The 23,335-nt window shown below is 40.2% G+C and carries 22 protein-coding genes and 1 other RNA gene; 14 read left to right on the plus strand and 9 right to left on the minus strand.

Going from position 1 to position 23,335, the window contains the following annotated elements; translation table 11 throughout:
• Positions 1-39: 39 nt before the first annotated feature.
• A complete protein-coding gene (locus tag G7092_RS04430; RefSeq protein WP_166086595.1) occupies positions 40-1,392 on the minus strand; it encodes a PhoH family protein in 1,353 nt (450 codons plus the stop codon).
• Positions 1,393-1,567: 175 nt separating this feature from the next.
• Here G7092_RS04430 and G7092_RS04435 point away from each other — a divergent pair, with 175 nt between their 5' ends.
• The gene (locus G7092_RS04435) at positions 1,568-1,903 is read left to right on the plus strand and encodes a c-type cytochrome (protein WP_166086597.1); all 336 of its coding nucleotides are present in this window, start codon (positions 1,568-1,570) and stop codon (positions 1,901-1,903) included.
• A 2-nt stretch (positions 1,904-1,905) separates the two neighbouring features.
• Entirely contained in the window at positions 1,906-2,409 is a 504-nt protein-coding gene (locus G7092_RS04440) for an anthrone oxygenase family protein (RefSeq protein ID WP_202985216.1), read from the plus strand.
• 606 nt (positions 2,410-3,015) lie between these two features.
• Here the strand turns inward: G7092_RS04440 and G7092_RS04445 are convergent.
• From G7092_RS04445 to G7092_RS04455, 3 genes are all read right to left on the minus strand, one after another.
• Positions 3,016-3,774 (minus strand): TIGR03915 family putative DNA repair protein, encoded by a 759-nt coding sequence (locus G7092_RS04445; protein WP_166086599.1) that lies wholly within the window; start codon positions 3,772-3,774, stop codon positions 3,016-3,018.
• Between the two features lie 2 nt (positions 3,775-3,776).
• Positions 3,777-5,033, minus strand: a complete 1,257-nt coding sequence (locus G7092_RS04450; protein ID WP_166086601.1) for a putative DNA modification/repair radical SAM protein — start codon at positions 5,031-5,033, stop codon at positions 3,777-3,779.
• A gap of 176 nt (positions 5,034-5,209) precedes the next feature.
• Positions 5,210-5,650, minus strand: a complete 441-nt coding sequence (locus G7092_RS04455) for an Hsp20/alpha crystallin family protein (RefSeq protein ID WP_166086603.1) — start codon at positions 5,648-5,650, stop codon at positions 5,210-5,212.
• Positions 5,651-5,786: 136 nt separating this feature from the next.
• Here G7092_RS04455 and G7092_RS04460 point away from each other — a divergent pair, with 136 nt between their 5' ends.
• Positions 5,787-6,233, plus strand: a complete 447-nt coding sequence (locus G7092_RS04460) for an acyl-CoA thioesterase (RefSeq protein ID WP_166086605.1) — start codon at positions 5,787-5,789, stop codon at positions 6,231-6,233.
• 48 nt (positions 6,234-6,281) lie between these two features.
• On the opposite strand, the gene G7092_RS04465 is transcribed toward G7092_RS04460, so the two are convergent.
• The 3 genes from G7092_RS04465 to folB form a co-directional block, all read right to left on the minus strand.
• On the minus strand, positions 6,282-7,565 hold the full coding sequence (locus G7092_RS04465; protein ID WP_166086608.1) for a PA5033 family protein: 1,284 nt from the start codon (positions 7,563-7,565) through the stop codon (positions 6,282-6,284).
• 524 nt (positions 7,566-8,089) lie between these two features.
• Positions 8,090-9,487 (minus strand): FAD-binding oxidoreductase, encoded by a 1,398-nt coding sequence (locus G7092_RS04470; RefSeq protein ID WP_166086610.1) that lies wholly within the window; start codon positions 9,485-9,487, stop codon positions 8,090-8,092.
• Positions 9,484-9,843 carry a dihydroneopterin aldolase gene (gene folB / locus G7092_RS04475; protein ID WP_166086612.1) on the minus strand — a complete coding sequence of 120 codons (360 nt, stop codon included), beginning with the start codon at positions 9,841-9,843 and terminating at the stop codon, positions 9,484-9,486. Before folB ends, G7092_RS04470 begins: the two co-directional genes overlap by 4 nt.
• Before the next feature lie 239 nt (positions 9,844-10,082).
• Here folB and G7092_RS04480 point away from each other — a divergent pair, with 239 nt between their 5' ends.
• Complete coding sequence (locus tag G7092_RS04480; protein ID WP_166086614.1) at positions 10,083-11,264, plus strand: acyl-CoA dehydrogenase family protein; 1,182 nt, start codon at positions 10,083-10,085, stop codon at positions 11,262-11,264.
• Between the two features lie 102 nt (positions 11,265-11,366).
• Here G7092_RS04480 and G7092_RS04485 read toward each other — a convergent pair whose 3' ends face one another.
• A complete protein-coding gene (locus G7092_RS04485; protein WP_166086617.1) occupies positions 11,367-12,731 on the minus strand; it encodes a GH1 family beta-glucosidase in 1,365 nt (454 codons plus the stop codon).
• Between the two features lie 431 nt (positions 12,732-13,162).
• Between G7092_RS04485 and G7092_RS04490 the strand changes: the two genes are divergently transcribed.
• From G7092_RS04490 to G7092_RS04505, 4 genes are all read left to right on the plus strand, one after another.
• Positions 13,163-13,633 carry a DinB family protein gene (locus tag G7092_RS04490; protein WP_166086619.1) on the plus strand — a complete coding sequence of 157 codons (471 nt, stop codon included), beginning with the start codon at positions 13,163-13,165 and terminating at the stop codon, positions 13,631-13,633.
• A gap of 116 nt (positions 13,634-13,749) precedes the next feature.
• Positions 13,750-14,160: a hypothetical protein gene (locus G7092_RS04495; RefSeq protein WP_166086621.1), complete on the plus strand. Its 411-nt coding sequence runs from the start codon at positions 13,750-13,752 to the stop codon at positions 14,158-14,160.
• Positions 14,157-14,810 carry an SCO family protein gene (locus G7092_RS04500; protein ID WP_166086624.1) on the plus strand — a complete coding sequence of 218 codons (654 nt, stop codon included), beginning with the start codon at positions 14,157-14,159 and terminating at the stop codon, positions 14,808-14,810. Before G7092_RS04495 ends, G7092_RS04500 begins: the two co-directional genes overlap by 4 nt.
• On the plus strand, positions 14,807-15,229 hold the full coding sequence (locus G7092_RS04505) for a c-type cytochrome (RefSeq protein ID WP_166086626.1): 423 nt from the start codon (positions 14,807-14,809) through the stop codon (positions 15,227-15,229). Before G7092_RS04500 ends, G7092_RS04505 begins: the two co-directional genes overlap by 4 nt.
• Positions 15,230-15,322: 93 nt before the next feature.
• Here G7092_RS04505 and G7092_RS04510 read toward each other — a convergent pair whose 3' ends face one another.
• Positions 15,323-15,721 carry a DUF3574 domain-containing protein gene (locus G7092_RS04510; protein WP_166086629.1) on the minus strand — a complete coding sequence of 133 codons (399 nt, stop codon included), beginning with the start codon at positions 15,719-15,721 and terminating at the stop codon, positions 15,323-15,325.
• Positions 15,722-15,984: 263 nt separating this feature from the next.
• On the opposite strand from G7092_RS04510, the gene rnpB reads away from it, so the two are divergent.
• The 6 genes from rnpB to G7092_RS04540 all read left to right on the plus strand — a co-directional run bounded on the left by rnpB (position 15,985) and on the right by G7092_RS04540 (position 23,254).
• Positions 15,985-16,368, plus strand: an RNA gene (gene rnpB / locus G7092_RS04515) — RNase P RNA component class A.
• A gap of 222 nt (positions 16,369-16,590) precedes the next feature.
• The gene (locus G7092_RS04520) at positions 16,591-17,970 is read left to right on the plus strand and encodes a sigma-54-dependent transcriptional regulator (protein ID WP_166086630.1); all 1,380 of its coding nucleotides are present in this window, start codon (positions 16,591-16,593) and stop codon (positions 17,968-17,970) included.
• Positions 17,971-18,070: 100 nt separating this feature from the next.
• Positions 18,071-18,532, plus strand: coding sequence for a hypothetical protein (locus tag G7092_RS04525; protein ID WP_166086632.1), 462 nt, complete (start codon positions 18,071-18,073; stop codon positions 18,530-18,532).
• A gap of 395 nt (positions 18,533-18,927) precedes the next feature.
• Positions 18,928-20,604 (plus strand): hypothetical protein, encoded by a 1,677-nt coding sequence (locus G7092_RS04530; RefSeq protein ID WP_166086636.1) that lies wholly within the window; start codon positions 18,928-18,930, stop codon positions 20,602-20,604.
• 46 nt (positions 20,605-20,650) lie between these two features.
• On the plus strand, positions 20,651-22,438 hold the full coding sequence (gene lepA / locus G7092_RS04535; RefSeq protein ID WP_166086638.1) for a translation elongation factor 4: 1,788 nt from the start codon (positions 20,651-20,653) through the stop codon (positions 22,436-22,438).
• A gap of 36 nt (positions 22,439-22,474) precedes the next feature.
• The gene (locus tag G7092_RS04540) at positions 22,475-23,254 is read left to right on the plus strand and encodes a hypothetical protein (RefSeq protein ID WP_166086641.1); all 780 of its coding nucleotides are present in this window, start codon (positions 22,475-22,477) and stop codon (positions 23,252-23,254) included.
• Positions 23,255-23,335: the final 81 nt, after the last annotated feature.

Genomic DNA, 23,335 nt, shown 5'->3' on the forward strand with positions numbered 1-23,335 from the left:
CGAAATAAATGTAGCTGTCGTGATACTTGATACTAAAAATTACAATAGTTCATTAGCCAAATTGGCCAGTTCGCTCCGCTCCCCTTTTTGTAGAGTGATATGTGCATATAACGGATGCCCTTTGGCTTTATCTATCAGGTAAGACAAACCATTACTTTCTGCATCCAGGTATGGTGTATCTATCTGGTAAATATCTCCCGTAAAAACAAATTTGCTGTTTTCACCGGCGCGTGATATGATAGTTTTTACTTCATGCGGTGTAAGGTTCTGCGCTTCATCTACAATAAAAAAGATTTTGCTCAGCGTACGGCCACGGATAAAAGCAAGCGGAGCTATCGATATTTTATCGTTAGTGACCAATTCATCAATCTTGGCCTGCATCTTTTCGTCGTCTACGAACTGATCTTTGATAAACTTCAGGTTATCCCATATTGGGGCCATGTATGGATCGATCTTGGATTTAATATCACCGGGTAAAAAACCGATATCCTTATTACTTAAAGGTACAATTGGTCGTGTAACAAAAATTTGACGATAATATTTTCTTTGCTCCAGTGCACTAGCCAGGGCCAGTAAGGTTTTACCTGTACCGGCATTACCTTGTATGGTTACCAGTTTAATATCCTGATGTAATAAGGCATGGATAGCAAAAGCCTGCTCAATATTCCGGGGTAGTATATTAAATACGGGTTGTTCAATAACTTTTTCAAGCTGCCGGGTCTGTGTATTATAAAAACCTGGAACATCACTGTTCTTACCTTTTAGTATATAAAAGTGGTTGTTAGTATAGGAGGCAATATGCAAACTCTCGGCGGGTAGGTTTTCTTGTTTGTTGAGCTGGGTAATGAGCTTTTCGGTCACCTTATTTACATCGGTTTGCCCGGTATATAATTCAGCCAGGTTTTTAATCTTACCTGTTTCATAGTCTTCTGCATGCAGGTTGAGGGCTTTTGCTTTCAGCCGCAAGCAGATATCCTTTGATACCAGTACTACTTTTTTACCGGGATTTTCTTCCTGTAAGCCCAGGGCAGCATTTAGTATACGATGATCTGTTTTGTCGGAACCAAACACCTCTTCGGCATCAATGGCAGTTGTTTTAACATCCATTGCCACTTTAAAGCTGCCTTTGCTTTTGCCATTGAGCGGGATCCACTCATTGACCAGGCTATTGCGCGACAGATCATCCATGAGCCGGATAAAGCTGCGGGCTTCAAAGTTGCGGGTATCGTTACCGTTTTTTTTATTATCCAGTTCTTCGAGCACCTGTATGGGTATGGCCACGTCATGTTCCTGGAAATTCTGAAATGCATTGTGATCGTAAAGGATCACTGAGGTATCTAAAACAAATATTTTATTACTTACAATAGTCCCGTTCTTACCATCTTTATTCATATCCGCCTAATTTAAGGAATCTGTTTTTAGTTTCAAGCACAAAGATCATCTGGATTTCGGAATTCAGATGATCGATTTCGGATTTAAACCTCAGAATTTAGAATTTACCTCCTTGTCGGTTTTGTTCTATTTTAATTTTTGATATCGTGGCAATTTTATCAAAAAATAAAACGCCATGAAATCATCAATTTTTAAGAAAGATATTATAACACGGCAATGGCTTGTCCCTTTTGTCATCATTATTGCCCTGGGATATCATAACGTTGCTACTGCCCAAAATCCGCCACTAACAGGCAGGGCATTGTTTGAAAAGAAATGTACTCCCTGTCACGGCGCCGATGGTACAAGAGGGCGCTGGGGGGCTAAGAATTTACAAATAAGCCGGCTGGATAACGAGGAATTGCTTAACACCATTAGTAAAGGCCGCGGGATAATGCCCAGCTGGGGTAAAAGGCTATCAATTGCCCAGATCGCCTCGGTTATTGAATACATTAAAACTTTAAGAAAATAATTATGATTAAGATAAATATGACAACCCTCATTTTAATAATCACCGCTACAGCTACCGCTTTAATTGCGGGCCTGTTTTATGGCTACACCTGCTCCGTTAATTTGGGACTAGGTAAACTATCAGACCGCGAATACATTGCGGCTATGAGTTCCATCAACGTACAAATACTAAATCCACTGTTTTTTGCCAGTTTTATGGGTACATTATTGCTGCTACCTCTGAGCGCTTATCTACATTATACTCCGCAATTTACTCCCCGTTTTATATTATTGGCAGTCGCTACTTTGGTTTATATTATTGGTGTATTTGGTGTAACCATGTTTGGGAACGTGCCTTTGAATGATGCGCTGGCCCGGATTAATGCAGAAACAGCATCAGCAAAAGATCTTTCCATATTCCGGGCGATGTTTGAGGGGGCATGGAATTTTTTGCATAACATCCGAACCCTGGCCAACGTGGTAAGTTTGGTATTGGTTATTACAAGCTGCTGTTACGAAAGCAAATAGGAGGAAAAAAGATCACAAAATCTTGTAAACACGAAAACGGGAGTCTTTTCTTTCGAATTGATCTCCCGTTTCCCGACCACTGTTCGGCCATAGCTTCCCAGTAGCATCAAGTTTTGTGTATCATTACCGATATGACCTTGTCCGTCGTTCTCTCGAACTGTCGACTCCTTCAATATCATTGGTTCAGTTGCGGTTCTCCGTGAAGTTCCTGCATTTTCCCAATACCTCTTTTAATCACAATCTTTTTTCAAAGACTTTCGTTTTTTCATTTTTTCATGTGACTCAAGCACTTCTGTTGTTCTTTAGTTTTCCCGAAGGCTAACCCGATTCAATTTCTGTAATCCTGAAAGGCTGTCAATGTACGTCGTTCTTGATGATTTCAATATCGGGACATCTGCATGATTATGCAAGGATTTTATTTATTTTTTATTAACACATTATTAACATTGTGGATGAGTTTATGAACATTCATTACAGTTTGATTTACAGTTGATTATTTACTTATCGTTGAAAAATAATCATGGTTACAAACAATCTATTTATTCACAAAATTTGACGAAATCAAGAATTTAACTTCTGGTAAAAAATCGTAAAAACGAAAGTGCTTTAAATTTTCTCTGTTAAATGTTTCCAATAACGCCTCGGAACATGTCTTAAATGTAGCCGGGTATTTTTCCTGGAAATGATATTTACACTGGCGAAATAGTTTTTCCAGAGGTGCTGATAAATACTTTCATCATCACTAAAAACAGTTATTGTATTTGCGGGATTGTTCACTTCCGAGAAATCAAGCGAAATATATTGTGTGTCATGCAGATTATAATACAGTCCATAACCGCGCTTAATATCATAAATTATCCATTTTTGATCAGCATATCTATCTTTAAAATGTCTGATCAGCAGTGGTAATACATTAAAATCAGGTTCAATAGCAGCGTAAAAAGTTTCATCCTTTAGTTTTTGAAAACGCACAAATGCCTCCATTCTGTGTTTTTCGCGACGAACCATTTTGATGATCTCTGAAATACGCATTACATATTTGTTGCCATAATCTTCCTCAATATTCCGATCGGCGTCAAAGGCATAGCGAATAAAGCCAACAATCGCGTTTTCTTCATTCTCCATTTCGGCCATTTGGGCAATATAAAGCCGTTGTACACAGGCTGCTGATAATCTTTTACGTAGTCCTCTTAATACTCTGTTAGCCCGGTTTTCGTCTGTGATAATCTGCAATACCTCCTCAAACAACGCGCTGGCACGCCACTCTCCTTTTATTAATTTTACGTGGAATAGTTTACGCTCGTATATTTCAAATACCGCAGTCAGTAAGCCCTCAAATGTTCCATCGTAAACTAAGGTATACATGATCAAAACAAGTTAAGTTGGGTTTGCGTGTTTTTGATGTACTTGCTTTTTGATTCGGCCAGGATAAATTGTTTAATGTTATTGCCGGTCAGGTCCCGTCGTTCAAACTCATTGCTTTTACAAATGATAAAATACCGGGCCCGGTTAATGGCCACTCCTATTTTTTTAAGTTGCTCCCAGCTCAATTGGGCAAACTTGCGCGCACTTATAATTTTTTGTGCCGATAGTAAACCTATCCCCGGCACTCGTAATATCAATTGCAAATCGGCCTTATTTACATCAATAGGAAAAACCTGCATGTTACGAATGGCCCAACCCAGCTTAGGGTCAATATCCAGATCAAGCAAGGGTTGTTGCTGATTTACAATTTCATTTACATGAAAACCATAAAACCGCATGAGCCAATCGGCCTGGTAAAGCCGGTTTTCGCGTACCATGGGTACTGCCGTATTTAATGCGGGTAGGCGTTTATCAATCAGCACAGGAACATAACCCGAATAATACACTCGTTTTAAATTGAAGTTTTTATAAAAATAATTAGCTGATTGAAGCACTTGTTGATCGCTCTCGGGTGTAGCGCCAATAATGACTTGTGTGCTTTGCCCGGCCGGGGCAAACATGGGTGCATTTTTAAATAGCTTCTTTTCTTCGGTTCGTTGAATAATCTCCTTTTTCAAAAAGCTCATGGGGCTGATCATATCCTGCCGATTTTTGTCAGGTGCTAATAGCTTTAATCCGGCCTCTGTTGGCATTTCCAGGTTCACGCTTAATCTATCTGCGTAAAGGCCAGCCTCCCGCATTAATTCATCACTGGCGCCAGGAATTGATTTAAGGTGTATGTAGCCGTTAAAATTATGCTCTGTACGCAATTTTTTAGCTATCTTAACTAAGCGCTCCATGGTATAATCAGCATCTTTAAAGATCCCCGAACTCAAAAACAAGCCCTCAATATAATTACGACGGTAAAAATTGATGGTCAGGTCAACCACTTCCTGTACGGTAAAAGCTGCCCGTTTGATATCATTATTCTTACGCGATACACAGTAGGCGCAATCAAAAATGCAATGATTAGTAAGCAGTATTTTTAATAACGATACGCAACGTCCGTCTTCTGTATAACTATGGCAAATTCCATTACTAGTGTTCCCAAGTCCCTTGTTTTCGTTTTTACGTTTACTGCCGCTTGATGCGCACGATACATCATATTTAGCGGCGTCTGCCAGTATATTTAACTTTTCTGTTATTCGTTCTGCATCCATATGAAATCAAAAATACTAATAATTTTAGCAAATTGATTTTTAATAAGAATATATTGCAGCGCTTTTGGTTGTAGTATAGAATGAGCTCTTTATAGTTTAATAACAAAAAAGGCCGCCCCATATGGAGCGACCTCTCTAAAAAACCAAACTAACTACTCTATGAAAACAATCTTTAATTATTTGATAGCTATTTCTCTTGATTGAAATTTAGCTTCTTCTTTTTTGGTTATGGTAAGCTTTAACACGCCATCGGTATAATCAGCTTCAATTTTTGAATGATCAGCGCTTTCTGGTAAAGTGAATGATCTGTTGAAAGAGTTGTAGCTATATTCGCGTTTGCTGAATTTTTTACCTTCTTCTACACTCTCAGTTTTCTTTTCGGCAGAGATGGTTAATACATTCTTATCCAGGTTAATCTTAAAGTCTTCTTTCTTTAAACCAGGTGCAGCCAATTCAATCTGAAATTCATTTTCAGTTTCGGCAATATTTACCGCAGGCACACGGGCTACTAATTTATTACCGATGTATGAGTCGTTCAATAAAGAATCTAATACATCATTAAAGAATGGGTTTACCGCGTTATTTTTTAATCCGTTGTTGAATTTTACAAGTGTCATTTTTAATATCTCCTTTAAGTTTTTGTTTTTGTTAACTTCGTAAGCTATTAATCAAGTGTTGTACCAAGTGATAAAATCAATAAATAAGAGACAATTTGTCATTGTATATTGATTTTGTACAGACAAAATGACCTAAATGAGCGAAAAACTTACAGATTACAAGTACAAAACGGCAATCCCCATCCGTTTTTCAGATATAGATGCCTTCGGGCACGTAAACAATGCGGTGTATTTAACCTATTTTGAAATAGCCAGGAGCAATTACTGGAAAGAGATCATTAACTGGGATTGGAACCATGCTGGTATTATTCTGGGCCGGTCTGAGATCAACTATCTGAAACCAATTACCATTAATGATCAGATAGCCTGTTATGTGCGTACCGTACGCATTGGTAATAGTAGTTTTGATGTAATGCATGTATTGGTTAAGATAACCGAACAGGGCGAAGAAATTGTAACTACGGGTAAAACCATTTGCATCAGTTATGATTACAGCGCTAATAAATCAGTAGCTATACCAGCCAATGAGCGCCGCAATATGATCGAATACGATGAACCAAGGTTGATATTGAATACCAATTAGAAACCATCAGTCATCACATAAAATTGCGATGACTGATGATTTTTGTTATTAATGTATAGAGCCCGTTGCGTCAACTATAGTAAAGTTCTTATTAAAGGTGGTTGAGTGTACGTTGATGTTGATGCCGCTTGGACTATTATTGGTGTAATTAACCAGGCTCCAGTTACCTAATGTTGAGCCGCTATAAGTAGACATGGATTGCGTCTTGGGGTGTACTACAATAAGATTGGTATTGCTGCTGCCTGGCTGACTGATAGCAATATCATTACCCGGGCTACCATTGAAATCTTGTATACCATTGGAGAGTACTGCCCAGTTACCAGATGAAATTGGATAATTGTGTTGCGAACGTGTTCGTTGATTAACAATAGTTAGGTTCGGGCCGTTGGCAATAGCTATTTCTGCACCGGCTACCCCGTCCATATCGCTTATGCCGGCCGAACCTGTTGTGATCACCGCCCAGTTTCCGGAGCTGATGTTGTAAGAATTGGTTGAAGCTGTTTTGGCTGTAAATATGATCAGTTGCGATCCGCTTATCATCGTTAATTCTGCCCCGGCTACGCCATCAAGATCGGCCGTAGCGGCTGGTACCACCGCCCAATTTCCAGAGCTGATATTATATGCTGTTTTTGAACCTGTTCTTGCGGTTACAATAATTAGCTGACTACCGCTAATAATGGGTATTTCGGCCCCGGCTATGCCATCCATATCAACGGTAGCGCCTTGTACTACCGCCCAATTTCCTGAACCAATAGGATAAGCTGTTTTTGAACCGGTTCTTGCTGTTATAATGATCAGTTGGCTACCGCTAACAATGGGTATTTCGGCACCCGCCACCCCATCCAGATCGGTAATGGCGCCTGGAGCCGCAGCCCAACTTCCAGATCCTATAGCATAATTAGTAGTGCTACCTAATCTGTCGTTAATAATTAACAAACTGCCGCCTATATTTACAGGGATTTCGGCACCCGCCACCCCATCCAGATCTACTATGCTACTGGCGTCGCCATATAATAATGCCCAGGAGCCATTACTTATAGGGTATTGATGCGTAACACCAGTTGACCGCACTACCGTTATGGACGATCCATTATTATAAATGTTATCCGGAACACCATCGCCGTTCACATCAATGGTGCCCATAAGCACACCGGTATTCGGGCTGGCTACGGCATTGGTTTTTGCAACAGTCGATGATTTTAACGAGGATTCCGGTGAAGGCATCTCGTCATTTTTTGTTTTGCAGGAATAAAAGCTGAGCAGGCAAAAGCTGAGGAAAGTAAGTTTTGTGATAGCAATAAGGTTTCTTTTTGCATTAAATAAATTTTTCATAGAGTTTTAATTTAGGTTTTAGTGATAGATATATTGTATTATAATAAATGAGCTTATTTTAATTTATAAATACCCTATCACTATGCCTCCATAATATTTATTCAAATGCTATCGGGTGTTTCTGTTTAATCAGTATTAAGTTTGTTTTGTATTGATAATTAAATGATTGTATGGTAATCATTATCCAGGCTTAACAAGCTATACTTCGCTATACCTAAATTGGAGAGATAATAAAATAATTGCAAAATATGTAACACAACATTACTACATCAATTTAAAATATTTTTATACTTAATGCAAGTATTTGTTAGTGAGGTAATTATAAAATATCAAGAATAAGTATTTTAATTAATAATACGTGGAATGAGAGCTAATGTTGTAGTATTATAATGAGAGAATGGATTAGTTTAATTTAATTAACCTCCAATATTATATAACGAAGCAATCTCAATACTATACAGAGACACTCTGTATAGTATTGAGATTGCTTCGTACCTCGTAATGACGGGTTTTTTATTTACACATTAAAAGATTTTTCCCGGATTTAATATTCCGTTAGGGTCAAATGCTTTTTTGATACCTTTCCATAAGGCAAAATGAACGTCGGAGTATTTTATGGGCATAAATTCTCTTTGAACCAGGCCAATACCGTGTTCGCCCGAAAGCGTACCACCCAATGATACGGTTAGCTCAAAAATTTCACGGATACCAAATTTGAGTTTATTATTCCAGTCGCTATCGTTCATCTTGGTTTTAACAATATTTACATGTAGGTTGCCATCACCTGCGTGGCCATAACATACTGATTCAAAACCATATTTGGCACCTACTTCCTTGATGCCTTTGATCAATTGAGGCAACGCCGCACGAGGTACTACCGTATCTTCTTCTTTATAAATGGAGTTCGACTTTATAGATACTGCCACAGTACGCCGTAAACGCCAAAGCTCCTCCTTTTGTGCCGATGAATCGGCAAAGAGCACGTCGCTGCAATCATAGTTTTCTAAAACTGCGTTGATCTTTTCGCAATCGGCAAATATCACATCCTGATTATTGCCGTCAACTTCTATCAGTAAAAAAGCTTCTACCCCATCTTTCAGATCAAAAGCGATATTGTCATATTCTATTACCCACTCCACTCCCCTGCGTTCCATGAACTCTAATGCCGAGGGTACGATACCCGCCCTGAATATAGCCGATACAGCAGCACAAGCCAGTTCGTTGCTCGGAAACGAGGCCAGCATCAGCGCATCAACTGTAGGTAACGGTATTAGCTTAACCACAATTTTGGTAACAATACCCAAAGTACCTTCAGAACCTATCATGAGCTGGGTTAAATTATAACCCGAAGCATATTTAAGGGTATTGGCACCCGTCCAGATGATCTCGCCAGAAGCAAGAACAACCTGTAAATTCAATACATACTCGCGTATAGTGCCATACTTTACCACCCGTGGCCCACCAGAGCCATGCGACACATTACCCCCAATAAAACAACTCCCCTTACTGGCCGGATCAACCGGGTAAAGCAAGCCTTTGTCCGCTACCTCGTTCATGAATTCCTCGGTAATTACACCTGGCTCTACCGTAGCCTGCAGGTTTTGCTCGTCAATCTCCAGTACTTTATTAAAGCGCTCCATGGCTATGAGCAAACCACCTTTAACCGGCAATGCACCACCACTTAAACCTGTGCCCGCCCCGCGTGGGGTAACCGGGATACGGTGTTTGTTGCATAGCTTCAATAGAGCAGCAACCTCTTCCGGTGTTTTGGGCTTGGCAACTACTTCGGGGTAGTAAACCAGGTCTTCGGTTTCATCGTGACTATATTTTTCAAGATCGTCATGTTGTACAATAACCGCGTCGGCACCAACTATAGTTGTAATGGCTTCAATTACAGGAGGTGTTATGATATTATAATTCATGTTGTTGGTGGGTAATTAATAGTAACGCTTGACTGGGCGACTCTTCCTGTCAGCGGGGGATTTAATTTTTTGATGGTAACTTCAATGGTTTTCACAAAGGGATATTTAAGCAGGATCTGGTTTGTAATGGCTTGCCCCACCGTTTCTATCAGTTTGCTGGGAATCTTCATTTCCTCGCAGGTTATGGCATATACTTTTTCATAATCAACCGTATTATGCAAACCATCTTTCAGATCGGTTACCGGTTCAAAACCTACGGCAATATCTACCAAAAAACGGCATCCTATTTTTTGCTCTTCCGGATAAAATCCGTGATAGGCAAAAAATTCTGCACCCTGCAAGGCTATGTTTATCATGCTCCAAAAGTAATTGATTTTTTGGTTTAGATGGTCTGTTTATACCTTGTGATCATTAAAATTTATCAGGAATGACCAGTTAATGATTTTTCTTGAAAAAATATAATTTGTAAAAAGCAGGTTTAAACAATCTAAACCTAGTTTTTGGAATAAAGTGGCTTCTGGTATTCAAAAACAACGATTTGGGCTTTATCAACTCCACCCTAAATCATCTATATTTGCCCACCAACTATAACATTATGGCTAAAACAGATCTGTACGAATCGCCTGATTATTATCAATTAGATGAATTGCTAACCGAAGAACATAAGCTCATCCGTTCATCCGTGCGCGACTGGGTGAAAAAAGAATTAAGCCCCATTATTGAGGATTATGCCCAAAAGGCAGAGTTTCCCAGTCAACTGGTAAAAGGTCTTGCTGAAATAGGTGCCTTTGGCCCAACCATACCCGTTGAATATGGCGGTGCCGGTTTGGATTATATGGCTTACGGCATTATTATGCAGGAAATTGAGCGGGGCGATTCGGGCATCCGTTCTACTTCATCTGTTCAGGGTTCCTTGGTGATGTACCCTATTTATGCCTATGGCTCTGAGGAACAGCGCAAGAAATACCTGCCTAAACTGGCATCAGGTGAAATGATCGGCTGCTTTGGCCTTACTGAGCCTGATCATGGTTCAAACCCTGGTGGTATGACTACCAATATCAAAGATGCAGGCGATCATTATATTTTAAATGGCGCCAAAATGTGGATTTCTAATGCACCATTTGCCGATATAGCCGTTGTGTGGGCTAAAGACGAGAGTGGCAAGATTCGCGGGGTTATCGTAGAGCGTGGCATGGAAGGGTTCACTACCCCTACTACCCATAATAAATGGTCGTTAAGGGCATCCGCTACCGGCGAACTGGTTTTTGATCATGTGAAAATACCTAAAGAAAACCTGTTGCCAAATGTAGCAGGCTTAAAAGGCCCGCTGGGTTGTCTTAACCAGGCCCGTTATGGGATTGCCTGGGGAGCCCTTGGCGCAGCTATGGATTGCTATGATACGGCCCTGCGTTACTCTAAAGAGCGTGTTCAGTTTGGCCGGCCTATCGCTGGTTTCCAACTACAGCAAAAGAAACTGGCCGAAATGATTACCGAGATCACCAAAGCACAGTTACTGGTTTGGCGTTTAGGAGTACTCAAAAATGAAGGCCGGGCAACGCCTGCTCAAATATCTATGGCCAAACGTAACAGCGTGGAAACCGCTATTAACATTGCTCGTGAAGCCCGCCAGATGCTGGGTGGCATGGGTATTACCGGCGAGTATTCTATTATGAGACACATGATGAACCTCGAGTCGGTGATTACCTATGAAGGTACGCATGATATTCACCTGCTGATAACCGGTATGGATATTACCGGAGAGGATGCGTTTAAATAAACATTGTTAGAACTCGAATTTTAAGAATTTAAGAATTGCCAGAATTGATCTAAAATTCCACTAATTCTTAAATTCTTAAAATTCGAGTTCAGATATATTCTACTATTCTACCGATAAAAATTCCCCGTACCATCTCCCAGATGCCTTAACAATACGTTGTTGGCTGTCATGATCTACGTAGATGATTCCGAAGCGGGGATGATAGCCTTCGGCCCATTCAAAATTATCAGTCAACGTCCAGATAAAGTAACCATTTACTTTGCAGCCTTCATTTTTGGCCTTTAAAACCTGGCGTATATAATTCTGAAGATAGTGCAAACGTTGAGGGTCATCAACTTTGCCTTCATTCACCACATCCGGAAAAGCGGCGCCATTTTCGGTAACGATAATGCTTTTTATCTGCGGGTAAGCATCAAATTTTTTGATCATATGATAAATAGACGGCGGATGAACTTCCCAGCGCATAGCCGTAAGCTGCTCAACTTTTCTATCCTCGGCCTTTACCATTTTGGCGTTGATGTAAGGTGTAAAAAAGGAGTATTTTACAATTTCGCGGGTATAATTCTGAATGCCTATAAAGTCAAAATCAAAATGCATGTTATCTTCATCGCCCGGCAGTACATATTTCTGGATGGTCTTCAGTATTGGTAACTCCTTTACAGGGTAGCCCATGCCTAAAATAGGTTCAATAAATAACCGGTTTATCAGGGCATCAGCTCTTACTGCGGCAGCAACATCGCGTGGTTTATCGGTAGCGGGTTCAATTTGCGAACAGGAAAATGTAGTACCTATTTGTGCTCCGGGTACTAATTCCCTCAATATTTTAGCACCGGTAGTTATACTGAGAACTACATGATGTATGGCCGGGATAAAATTCCGGATGCCGCTTCTGCCGGGAGCGTGGATGCCAAAAAAGTACCCGGCTCCTGTAAAAACAACAGGTTCATTCATCACCATCCAATGTTTTACACGGTCGCCAAAGCTTTGGGCGCACAGGGTCGTAAATTCACTGAACCAGCCGATAACTTCGCGGTTTGTCCAGCCTCCTTTTTGCTCCAGTATCTGCGGCAAATCCCAATGATAAACGGTAATCCATGGCTCTACCCCTTTTTCAAGGCAATAATTGATAACCCGGTTATAATAATCAATACCTGCCTGGTTTACTTCGCCGGTACCGTTGGGTAAAAGACGCGACCAGGATATGGAAAACCGGAAATTAGGGATATGAAGCTGTTTGATGAGGTCTATATCCTCTTCATACCGGTTATAAAAGTCGCAGGCTGTACGGGCATGATCGGCATTGAGTATTTTACCTTTTTTATTAGTAAAAGCATCCCATACAGATTCGCCTTTGCCATCAGCGTCATGTGAACCCTCTATCTGAAATGCAGCGGTTGAAACGCCCCAGGCAAAATCGGGGCCAAAGAGTTGTTGTTGGAGTGGAGTATCGAGATCAGTTAGTTCCATTAAATTGAGCTACGCAAAGCCCAAAATTGCGATTATATTTATGAAAGAAAAATTTAACGGACAACTTAATGTATGAAAGATGATCTCATACTTTTCAGGATCATCCATTCGCGAACACTGCTGATCAACCTTGAAAAAATGGTGATGAATTTCATAACTATGTTTTTAAATATATAGTTAAAGGTAACATACTGGTATAACCTTATTGTAACAGTTATATTATCATATTATTAAACCCCGTTATTGTACGGTATTAATCAATACGTATGTTTTACTTAAAGTTAGTAAATTATTGTGAAACAAGTACTTATTTTAAGGAATAAGTTTTAAATGATTTACGCTTTGAAATAAACAGGATAAAAACAGATAAAATTCTGATTTTGAGTTTTGCAATTTAAGCTGGATACTTGTTTATCGTTATCTCTCATCTCATGAAAACTCACTTTATTAAACTGTTCAATTATAACCGTTTTGCCAATGATCTGTTATTGAAAGCCATAACTGATGCTCATGTGCCTCCTAAACCATTACAGCTTTTTGCGCATTTGTTAACGGCCGAGCAGGTTTGGTACGACCGCTGCCATGGCTTGCCCAATAAATTTACCAGTCCCTGGTTTGATTATACTATTGAAGAGTGCACGCAGCTTGTTCCGGAGTGCCACGATCGATGGATAAGCTATTTAAATGACTTAACCAACGCCGATTTTGATAGATTGATCAAGTATCAGAATTTTAGAGGCGACTATTTTCAGGACTCCCTGGCCGATATATTAACCCATGTAATTAACCACGGTACACATACCAGGGCACAGATTGGTCAGCAGCTGAGATTAGCCGGTGCAGAAAGTTTACCTATTACTGACTATAGCTATTATTTAAGATTGCTGAGAAGCGACATTTAACCTGTTTATTTGCCATATTTGCCAATACATACTTCTATCAAGAAAAAGACCTATGAAACCATCATGAGCTAAGAGCCCATGACAGCTTCATTACCTTAAAAAAACAAAATACTCTAATGAAAAAAATTAGTTTAGTGATTTTAACAGCTGTTGCTTTATGCAGCTGTGGAGATAATAAAAAACAGGAAAAATTACTTTTAGACAGTGTTATTGCTATTCATGATAAGGTAATGGGCAGCGACGAGCAATTGATGAAAAATAAAATGATCCTGGACAGTATTATCAAAAAAGCTCCTACTACTCTTAACCTCGATTCAGCCAAACTGTATCTGAAAATTGTTGATGATGCTGATAACGCAATGAGCGATTGGATGCATAAGTTTGACGCCGAGAATAAAGGTAAATCGCATCAGGAAATCATTGATTATTTAACCGATCAGAAAAAAAAGATAGTGGTTATTGATTCGCAGATAAATAAAGCGGTTACTATTTCTAATAAATACCTCAATACAATCCCTAAAAAATGAAAAACCTCATCTGTGCATTTATCATTATAGCATTTTACAGCGCCTGTAAACCAGGTAATACTGCCACTACTACGCTTCCAATTTTGGGCAACAGGGAGCCGGTTACCAAGACAGTTGATGGCAAACAGGTTACCGATACCGTATACTCTACTATACCGGCATTTAAATTTGTAAACCAGTATGCCGATACCATAACCAATAAAAGCCTGGATGGCAAAATATATGTGGCCGATTTCTTTTTCACTACCTGCCCGTCCATTTGCCCGGTAATGCACCGCAATATGCTTAACGTATATAAGGAATTTAAAGCCGATGATAATTTCAGGATCATATCCCACACCATCGACCCTAAATATGATACCGTGCCCGTATTAAAAAAATACGCCGACAAAATGGGTATCAGCGGCAACACCTGGTGGCTTTTGCATGGTACCAAAGAAGAAACCTACCAGATAGCTAAAAACTACCTGGTGTCGGTGCAGGAAAAAAATCCGCAGGGAGAATATATACACGATGGTTACTTTATTTTGGTTGATAAGCAAAAAAGGCTACGCGGCACTTATGATGGTACCGACCCGGCACAGGTAACCAAGCTAATTGCCGATATTAAAACACTAAAAACCGAACCCGATCAGGTTGCAGCTAAATGAAATTAGCGTTTATAACAGGTATCGGCTTACTAGTCATCGCTGCCCTGGTAGCTTCTTGCCAGAGCGATGAACAGGTTGAATTTAACCGCTATTATTCTGGTGGGAGTGTGTTATACTTAGCCCATTGCCAAAATTGTCATGGCGAAAAAGGCGAAGGCCTGCAGGCGTTGATCCCTCCTCTTACCGACTCTGTTTTTATGAAACAGAGCAGAGCGTCGCTGGCCTGTTATATCAAAAACGGGCTCAAAGGAAAAATAGCTATAGCGGGTCGCGAGTTTGAAGGTGAAATGCCTGCCGCTGCCGATCTTTCGCCCATTGAAGTAGCCAAAGTATTAACTTATGTTACCAATTCTTTTGGCAACAAGCAGGGTTTAGTAAACCTTCAACAGGTTGAGGCAAATTTGAAAAATTGCAAATAGGCTCTGGCTATAAAGGGTGTCATGCTGAGCTCCGTCGAAACATGGTGGGCAGGCCTCTGCGCTCTACCCTTCGACGGGGCTCAGCATGACACTCTAAGGTGTTTTACTAACAAATTGAACGTCAGTTTTGCTATCAGAGCGTAATACGCTTTGCTGCCTGAACCGGCGGATATACAATTGGGCAATGCTATCCAGTGCGGCATTCCGTTGCTTACTTGGTTTTCCAAAAAAGGTAGCCACCTTGGTTGGTTCGGTTATGGTTACTTTTGTTTTGGTATCCTTCCAGCGTCCGTCGGCATTCCATTCGGTGTAGCCTTCGGGAAAAAAATGACTGATCACACTGTCGCTAAAATTTTTCCATTGTTGTTCGCTAACCTGCCCGCCATCGGGGATATCTCTTCCAAAAAACAGATCTGTTCGCTGATAAGTAGCACAAGAGGCTAAACTAAGGCAAAATAAAACAGGCAAAAGTCGATAGGTATTCTTTTTCATAGGTATAAAAGGTTTGGGCGGCGATCAAAAATAATAAAAAAATAAAATTTAACTATTGTTTACGAGCTTTAATTGATGGTTACAAAGGACTTAGTTATTTCAATTTTAAAATATCCACGCGTCATTGCGAGGCACGAAGCAATCTCTATACTATACAGAGAAATATTTGCCTTGTGGATTTGCCTAAGTAGAGATTGCTTCGTGCCTCGCAATGACCCTAGAGAGAGTCTGATCATCTTCCCTAAAAAATCCTTACCTTTGTCCCCGCAAAACGTTCTATCGCTGCTATCATGTATAGCGGAGGAAAGTCCGGGCAACACAGAGCATCCTGCTTCCTAACGGGAAGGCGCCGGCAGCCGGCGACAGCAAGTGCAACAGAAAACAAACCGCCACGATTTATCGGGGTAAGGGTGAAACCGTGAGGTAAGAGCTCACGACGTTTCCGGGCGACCGGAAATGATGGTAAACCTCAGGAGTTGAAAAACCAAATAGGTCCCGGAAGTGGAGCTGCTCGCTTCCGCAATGCCTTCGGGTACTACTCCGGGATGGGTAGGTTGTTTAAACCTGTCAGCAATGGCAGGGCCAGATTAATGATAGAAATTGCTTTTTAAGCAATACAGAACCCGGCTTACAGATTTGCTGCTGAATTATATAACCCTTTCCTGCAAACAGGAAGGGGTTATTTTTGTTACAAGCTCAAGTGTTTATTTTTCTATACAAAATCTTATATATTAGCAAGCTAAACGAAGCCTTAAATTCAGAGCTCTAAGTCTGAAGTTTATTCTAAAATAATCTTCAATTGATGACTTAAAACTTACAACTAAAGACTTCGGCATAAAAAACTACCTGAATTACATTTAATAAAAAATATGGCTAAAATTTTAATCATTGATGATGAGCGGGCGATCCGCAATACGCTCCGCGAAATATTAGAATATGAGGACTATGAGGTTGAGGACGTTGACAATGGTGTCGATGGATTGCAGCTGATAGAAAAAAATGATTATGACCTGGTACTGTGCGATATAAAGATGAACCGCATGGATGGCATGGAAGTGCTTACCGAAGGTCTGGCCATAAAACCCGATCTGCCTTTTATCATGATATCTGGTCATGGCACGGTTGAAACGGCTATAGAGGCCAGCAAAAAGGGAGCGTTTGATTTTATATCGAAACCACCCGATCTTAACCGCTTACTGATCACGGTACGTAATGCCCTTGACCGCGGAAGCCTGGTTGTTGAGGCCAAGGTTTTAAAGCGTAAAGTTTCAAAGGTTCGCGAAATTTTGGGTAACTCTCAGGCCATTGTTAAAATAAAAGAAACTATTGACAGGGTTGCTCCTACCGATGCCCGCGTTTTGATTACGGGCGCAAATGGTAGCGGTAAAGAATTAGTTGCCCGCTGGCTACATGAAAAGTCAAACCGTTCATCCGCTCCTATTATTGAAGTTAACTGTGCGGCTATCCCATCGGAATTAATTGAGAGTGAGCTTTTTGGTCACGAAAAAGGTTCCTTTACCTCGGCCATCAAACAACGTATCGGCAAGTTTGAATCTGCCAGCGGTGGCACACTTTTCCTGGATGAGATTGGCGATATGAGTCAATCGGCACAGGCCAAAGTTTTACGCGCTTTACAGGAAAATAAGATCACCCGTGTAGGAGGTGAAAAAGAGATAGATGTTGATGTACGGGTAGTTGCGGCTACGAATAAAGATCTGCTTAAAGAAATTGAGGCCGGTAATTTCAGGATGGACCTTTACCACCGTCTGAGTGTGATACTGATACACGTACCACCATTGATTGAACGTAAAGATGACATTACCCTGCTTACACAGAGCTTCCTGGATGAGATCTGTAATGAGTATGGTATGCCTATTAAAAAAATATCTGATGCAGCCCTGGATGCCCTGAAAGCTTTACCATGGACAGGTAACATCCGCGAACTCCGCAACATGGTGGAACGCCTGATTATCCTGAGCGATAAAACCATTACCGATAATGATGTAAAGGCATTTGCCAATCCTTCAGCACCAGCGGTTTCGGGTGGCGATGGTAATGGTGTGGCACAAACCGATTTTGACCAGTTTAATAATTTCCAGGAATACAAGGATTTTGCCGAGCGTGAATACATCAAATTCAAATTGGAAAAAAATAACTGGAACGTATCAAAAACAGCTGATGATATTGATATACAACGCAGTCACCTTTACAGTAAGATCGAAAAATTCGGTTTAAAAAGAGGCGAGTAATAAACTTATGAAATAATTTTAAAAAGTGATTGAACTTATGGTTTAATCACTTTTTTTATTGGGTTAAATTATCTACAATTGTAATAAACCCAATCACGTTATGAGAACCACATTTTTATTATCGTTTTGCATTTTTGCCATTGCCGGCTGTACCCAGAAACCTGCCGAAACAGAAAAATCTGTATCGCAACCACTTATTGGTACGTGGCATTTAATATCGAGCAAGAGCATTACCAAAGGAGATACCACGGTAACCACTCCCCCTAAAGATCAGGAAATGGTTAAGATATTTAATGGAAGTGATTTTGCCTTCTTTACTCACGACTTAAAACAAGGAAAAGTTGATAAACCCGTTTTTAGTGCAGGCAGCGGTACCTATACTTTACAAGGTAACAACTACGCAGAGCACCTGACCTACTGCAATGCCCGTGAATGGGAAAATCGCGATTTTAAATTTACTGTTGAATTTAAACACGATACCCTGGTACAAAAAGGCATTGAAAAAATTGATAGTTTAAAAATTGATCACGAGATCATCGAAACCTACGTAAAGCTTCGTTAAAGCTTAGGATCTGTTTCAAAATTTCCGTATTTTTGTATATGCCACAGCCCGGTTTCCCTGATCAAAAAGGGAAATCGGGCTGTTTAGTTAAGGAGAAATGATCCCGAAAAATCAATTGTTTGGTATGTATTTATTTGACAATCAATAAATTAATACTTTTTAAAGTTTTTAAAACGTATCAAAACGGGACTGTAATTTGTTAAAAAGTGTTAAAATGAGGGGTTTTGAACAAGTTTTGGGCAGTTTTTACCCCGTTTTTGAATCGAAAAGTGTTAAAATTTAAGGTTTAAAAAGTTTTTTCTGATATGGTGAGACAGTTAATGGCCATAGCCTCCTGGTAAAAAAGCTAAATAGCGAATTTGATCAGAAACTGATTATCTTTGCATTAGCCCCATATGAACGTACTATTGTCAAAAACAGCTAAAATGCTTGTGTCCTGTAAATTTACTGTCGTTTTATCCCTCACCTTATTATTTTTTAATAACTGCCGGACAGAAAAACTTAAACCCACAAATGACGGCTCCAAAACTCCTGATGGTACCGTTATTTCAAAAGATACAACAACCGATGGCTCGCTTGTTCCGCATAGTGTAGCCTTAAAAAATATGTTTGGTATTAATGCCTACGAATGGAACTTTTTGCAGGATCCCGCTAATCCTAATTTGAAAAGCCATATTTATGAGGCTAATATGGCTGTTATCAAGTCTTTTAGTTCAGTAAGACATTATATGAACTGGAATAAACTGGAAAATACTAAGGGCAATTACACCTATAATCCCACCAATAACGGCAGCTGGGATTATGACCTTATATATACCCGTTGCAAACAAGATGGTATTTTGGTTTTGGCTGATCTGAAAAATTGTCCAACCTGGCTGGAAAGCACCTACCCCGCTAATTTGCAGGACAATGAAAATGTACCTGCTCCTTATGGGCTTGATAAAAGTAACCCGGCAACCTATGCCGATCAGGCGCGTACTGCTTTTCAATTTGCTGCAAGATATGGTTATAACAGTAATATAGACAAAGCATTGGTAAAAGTTGACAGCCGTCCGCGATGGACTAACGATCCGCCAAATGAGGTTAAGATCGGCATGGGGCTCATAAAATATATTGAATGCGATAACGAGCGCGATAAATGGTGGAAAAGTGCAGCCACGCAGCAAACTCCGGAAGAATACGCGGCAAATATGTCGGCATTTTATGATGGTGACAAAGGTAAATTGGGTAATAATGCCGGTGTAAAAACCGCGGATCCCAATATGCAGGTAGTGATGGGCGGTTTGGCCACCTGCGATGTAAACTGGGTTAAAAGAATGGTAGAGTGGTGTCGGAAAAACAGAGGCTACAAAGCTGATGGCAGCGTCAATCTGTGTTTTGATGTGATCAATTTTCACTTTTATAATAATGATGGTAATATCCTTACCCATTCCAGGGCAACTACCGGGGTGGCGCCAGAACTCTCGATGGCTGGCCAAATTGCCGACTCATTTGTGAAATATGCTAATACGCTGCCTCAAAAGCCCGAGGTTTGGGTAACAGAAACAGGTTACGATATTAACCAGGGTAGTTATCAGAAAGCCATCGCCATTGGTGGCAAATCAGTTCTTTTGACTCAGGCAGATTGGATACTGAGAACGTCTCTTTTATATATCAGGCATGGTATCAAAAAAACATTTTATTATCAATTGCTGGATGATACCCCTGATGTTGATGTTCAGTATGCTACCTCTGGTCTCGCCACAGACGCTAAGCCAAGAGCTGCCGCAGATTATATCCTGCAAACCAATGCGCTGATGGGGAATTATGCCTATCAAAGTACTATAAATGCCGATCCTGTGGTTGATAAATATGTTTCTGACGGCAAAGTGATGTACGTTTTAATGATCCCTGATCAAAAAGGACGTACTGCTGATTATACCCTTAACTTGGGTTTGCTGGCCTTGAAAGCTAATATTTATACCTTAAAAGCAGGTGCAAATGCCGTTGTCAAAACTCAGGTTTCCACAACATTGGGTAAGGTAACCATAAAAGTTTCGGAGACCCCGGTGTTTGTAGAAGCAGCTAATTAAAACAGTATATCAAAATCTCATCCTAAAAAGCTATTTTTGCGGTTCAATGGAGCACATTCGTAATTTTTGTATCATAGCACATATTGACCACGGCAAGAGTACACTTGCCGATAGGTTATTAGAATATACCAACACCATTACTCAACGCGAATCGCAGGCACAATTGCTTGACGATATGGATCTGGAACGCGAACGGGGTATCACCATAAAAAGCCATGCCATACAGATGGATTATGTGCTTGATGGTCAGAAATATATTTTGAACCTGATTGATACCCCGGGCCACGTGGATTTCTCTTACGAGGTTTCCCGTTCGATAGCAGCATGCGAAGGCGCTTTGCTTATAGTCGACGCGGCTCAGGGTATACAGGCACAAACTATATCAAACCTTTATCTGGCATTAGAAAACGACCTGGAAATTATCCCGATTCTGAATAAGATGGATCTTCCTGGTGCGATGCCTGAGGAAGTGAAAGATCAGATTGTTGATTTGATAGGTTGCAAACGCGAAGAAATACTGGCCGCATCAGGTAAAACCGGTATGGGTGTTCATGATATATTACGCGCTATTGTTGAGCGTGTCCCAGCTCCGGTTGGCGACCCTGAAGCACCTCTGCAAGCATTGATATTTGATTCGGTGTATAACTCCTTCCGTGGTATTGTTGCTTACTTTAAGGTAGTTAACGGCGAGATCCGTAAAGGCGATAAAGTAAAGTTCTTTGCTACAGAAAAACAGTACATAGCAGAAGAGGTTGGTACCCTAAAACTTAAGCAACAACCCAAAGATGTAATTAAAACTGGCGATGTTGGTTATATTATATCCGGTATAAAAGAGTCTCGTGAGGTAAAAGTTGGTGATACCATTACCACTATTAACCGTCCATGCGAAAGCGGTATACAAGGTTTTGAAGAGGTAAAGCCAATGGTATTTGCTGGTATTTATCCGGTTGATACAGAGGATTATGAAGAACTGCGCGAATCGATGGCCAAACTGCAGCTAAATGATGCATCACTGGTTTTTGAACCGGAATCATCAGCGGCCTTGGGTTTTGGTTTCCGTTGCGGTTTCCTGGGCATGTTGCACATGGAAATCATCCAGGAACGTTTGGAACGTGAGTTTAACATGACGGTGATCACCACTGTTCCCAACGTATCTTACCTGGCCTATACTACCAAAGGTGACGAGATTGTAGTAAACAATCCGTCTGACCTTCCGGATCCAAGTAAGATTGACCGTGTTGAAGAACCTTATATAAAAGCAACTATCATTACCAAATCTGAATTTGTAGGGCCGGTGATGTCGCTTTGTATTCAGAAACGAGGTAGCATTTCGAACCAGTCATACCTAACATCAGACCGTGTTGAGCTCATATTTGAAATGCCAATGGGCGAAATCGTTTTTGACTTTTATGATAAGCTGAAAACAATTTCAAAAGGCTACGCGTCGTTTGATTATCACCAGATAGGTTACCGCCAGTCGGACCTGGTTCGTTTAGATATACGCTTAAATGCCGAACCAGTGGATGCCCTATCGTCCCTGATATTCAGAGGTAACTCTTATGATTTTGGTAAAAGAATCTGTGAAAAATTAAAGGAGCTTTTACCACGCCAGCAATTTGAAATTATCATACAGGCATCCATCGGTGCCAAGATTATAGCACGCGAAACAGTGAAGGCTTTACGTAAAGATGTTACCGCTAAATGTTATGGTGGTGATATTTCCCGTAAGCGTAAACTGTTAGAGAAACAAAAACAAGGTAAAAAACGCATGCGCCAGGTAGGCAACGTGGAGATACCTCAATCGGCATTCATGGCGGTTTTAAAACTGGATTAAATTTATCATCTACTAAACCTATAATTTGTCTGCCTAATGAAAAAACAATTTTTGAGGGTATTTCCTTCAGTGTTACTATTATTGGTTACAGGATATCATCTTGAAGCTAAAACACAATTTGGTGATGTGTTGAATAATACAAAAGCCAAAAAAAGTAAAGCTGTTTTAATAACTCAAAAACCTATTATTGATTCGGCCTTCGACTTTGTCGCTGCTGATTCGGTGATATTTTCAGACAATTTCACTGGGAGTACATCTAAAAACTGGAAATCAAATGGACTTGGTAAGATAATAACATTGCCCGGTATTGATGGAAAATGGCTAATGTTACAAAATTTTTGCTCTTATAAGTTAGTCAATCCACGTTCGCTGCCTGCCAAATTTACCATAGAATTTGATATTGTTGCTTCTGCTGATAAAACCGAGGACCTTTCCCCTGTGACGTTTGGTTTTGCAAAAGATAATAGTGTAAGTCAATATGTACCAGATGCTTACAACGCTGGTAGTATAAATGCGGTGAGTGTAAGATATTCTAATGGTGATGAAATTAATATTGCCAGCAGTGCTACAAATTTCGATGCTTCTACCAAGCTTGATTTGGTTAGCTATGCCAATCAAATTATGCATGTTTCTATTGCAGTTGATGGCGACAGGATGCGTGTTTATCTTGATAAAACTAAAGTAGCTAATGAGTTGCTATTTAATAAAAACAGAGTTAAATATTTTTTCCTTAGTGCTCCTATTAAATCAGACAATAAAGCTAAAGCCGTTGTTAGTAACTTTAAAATAGCTACCTACAAATCACAATCGAAGTAAATTAGTCAAATTAACATGTACCAACGTTTTACGCTGTTTACTGTTATTTGATTCTTTAATATAGTACATCAAAGCATTATT

Source organism: Mucilaginibacter inviolabilis, from assembly GCF_011089895.1.
Classification (GTDB): Bacteria; Bacteroidota; Bacteroidia; order Sphingobacteriales; family Sphingobacteriaceae; genus Mucilaginibacter; species Mucilaginibacter inviolabilis.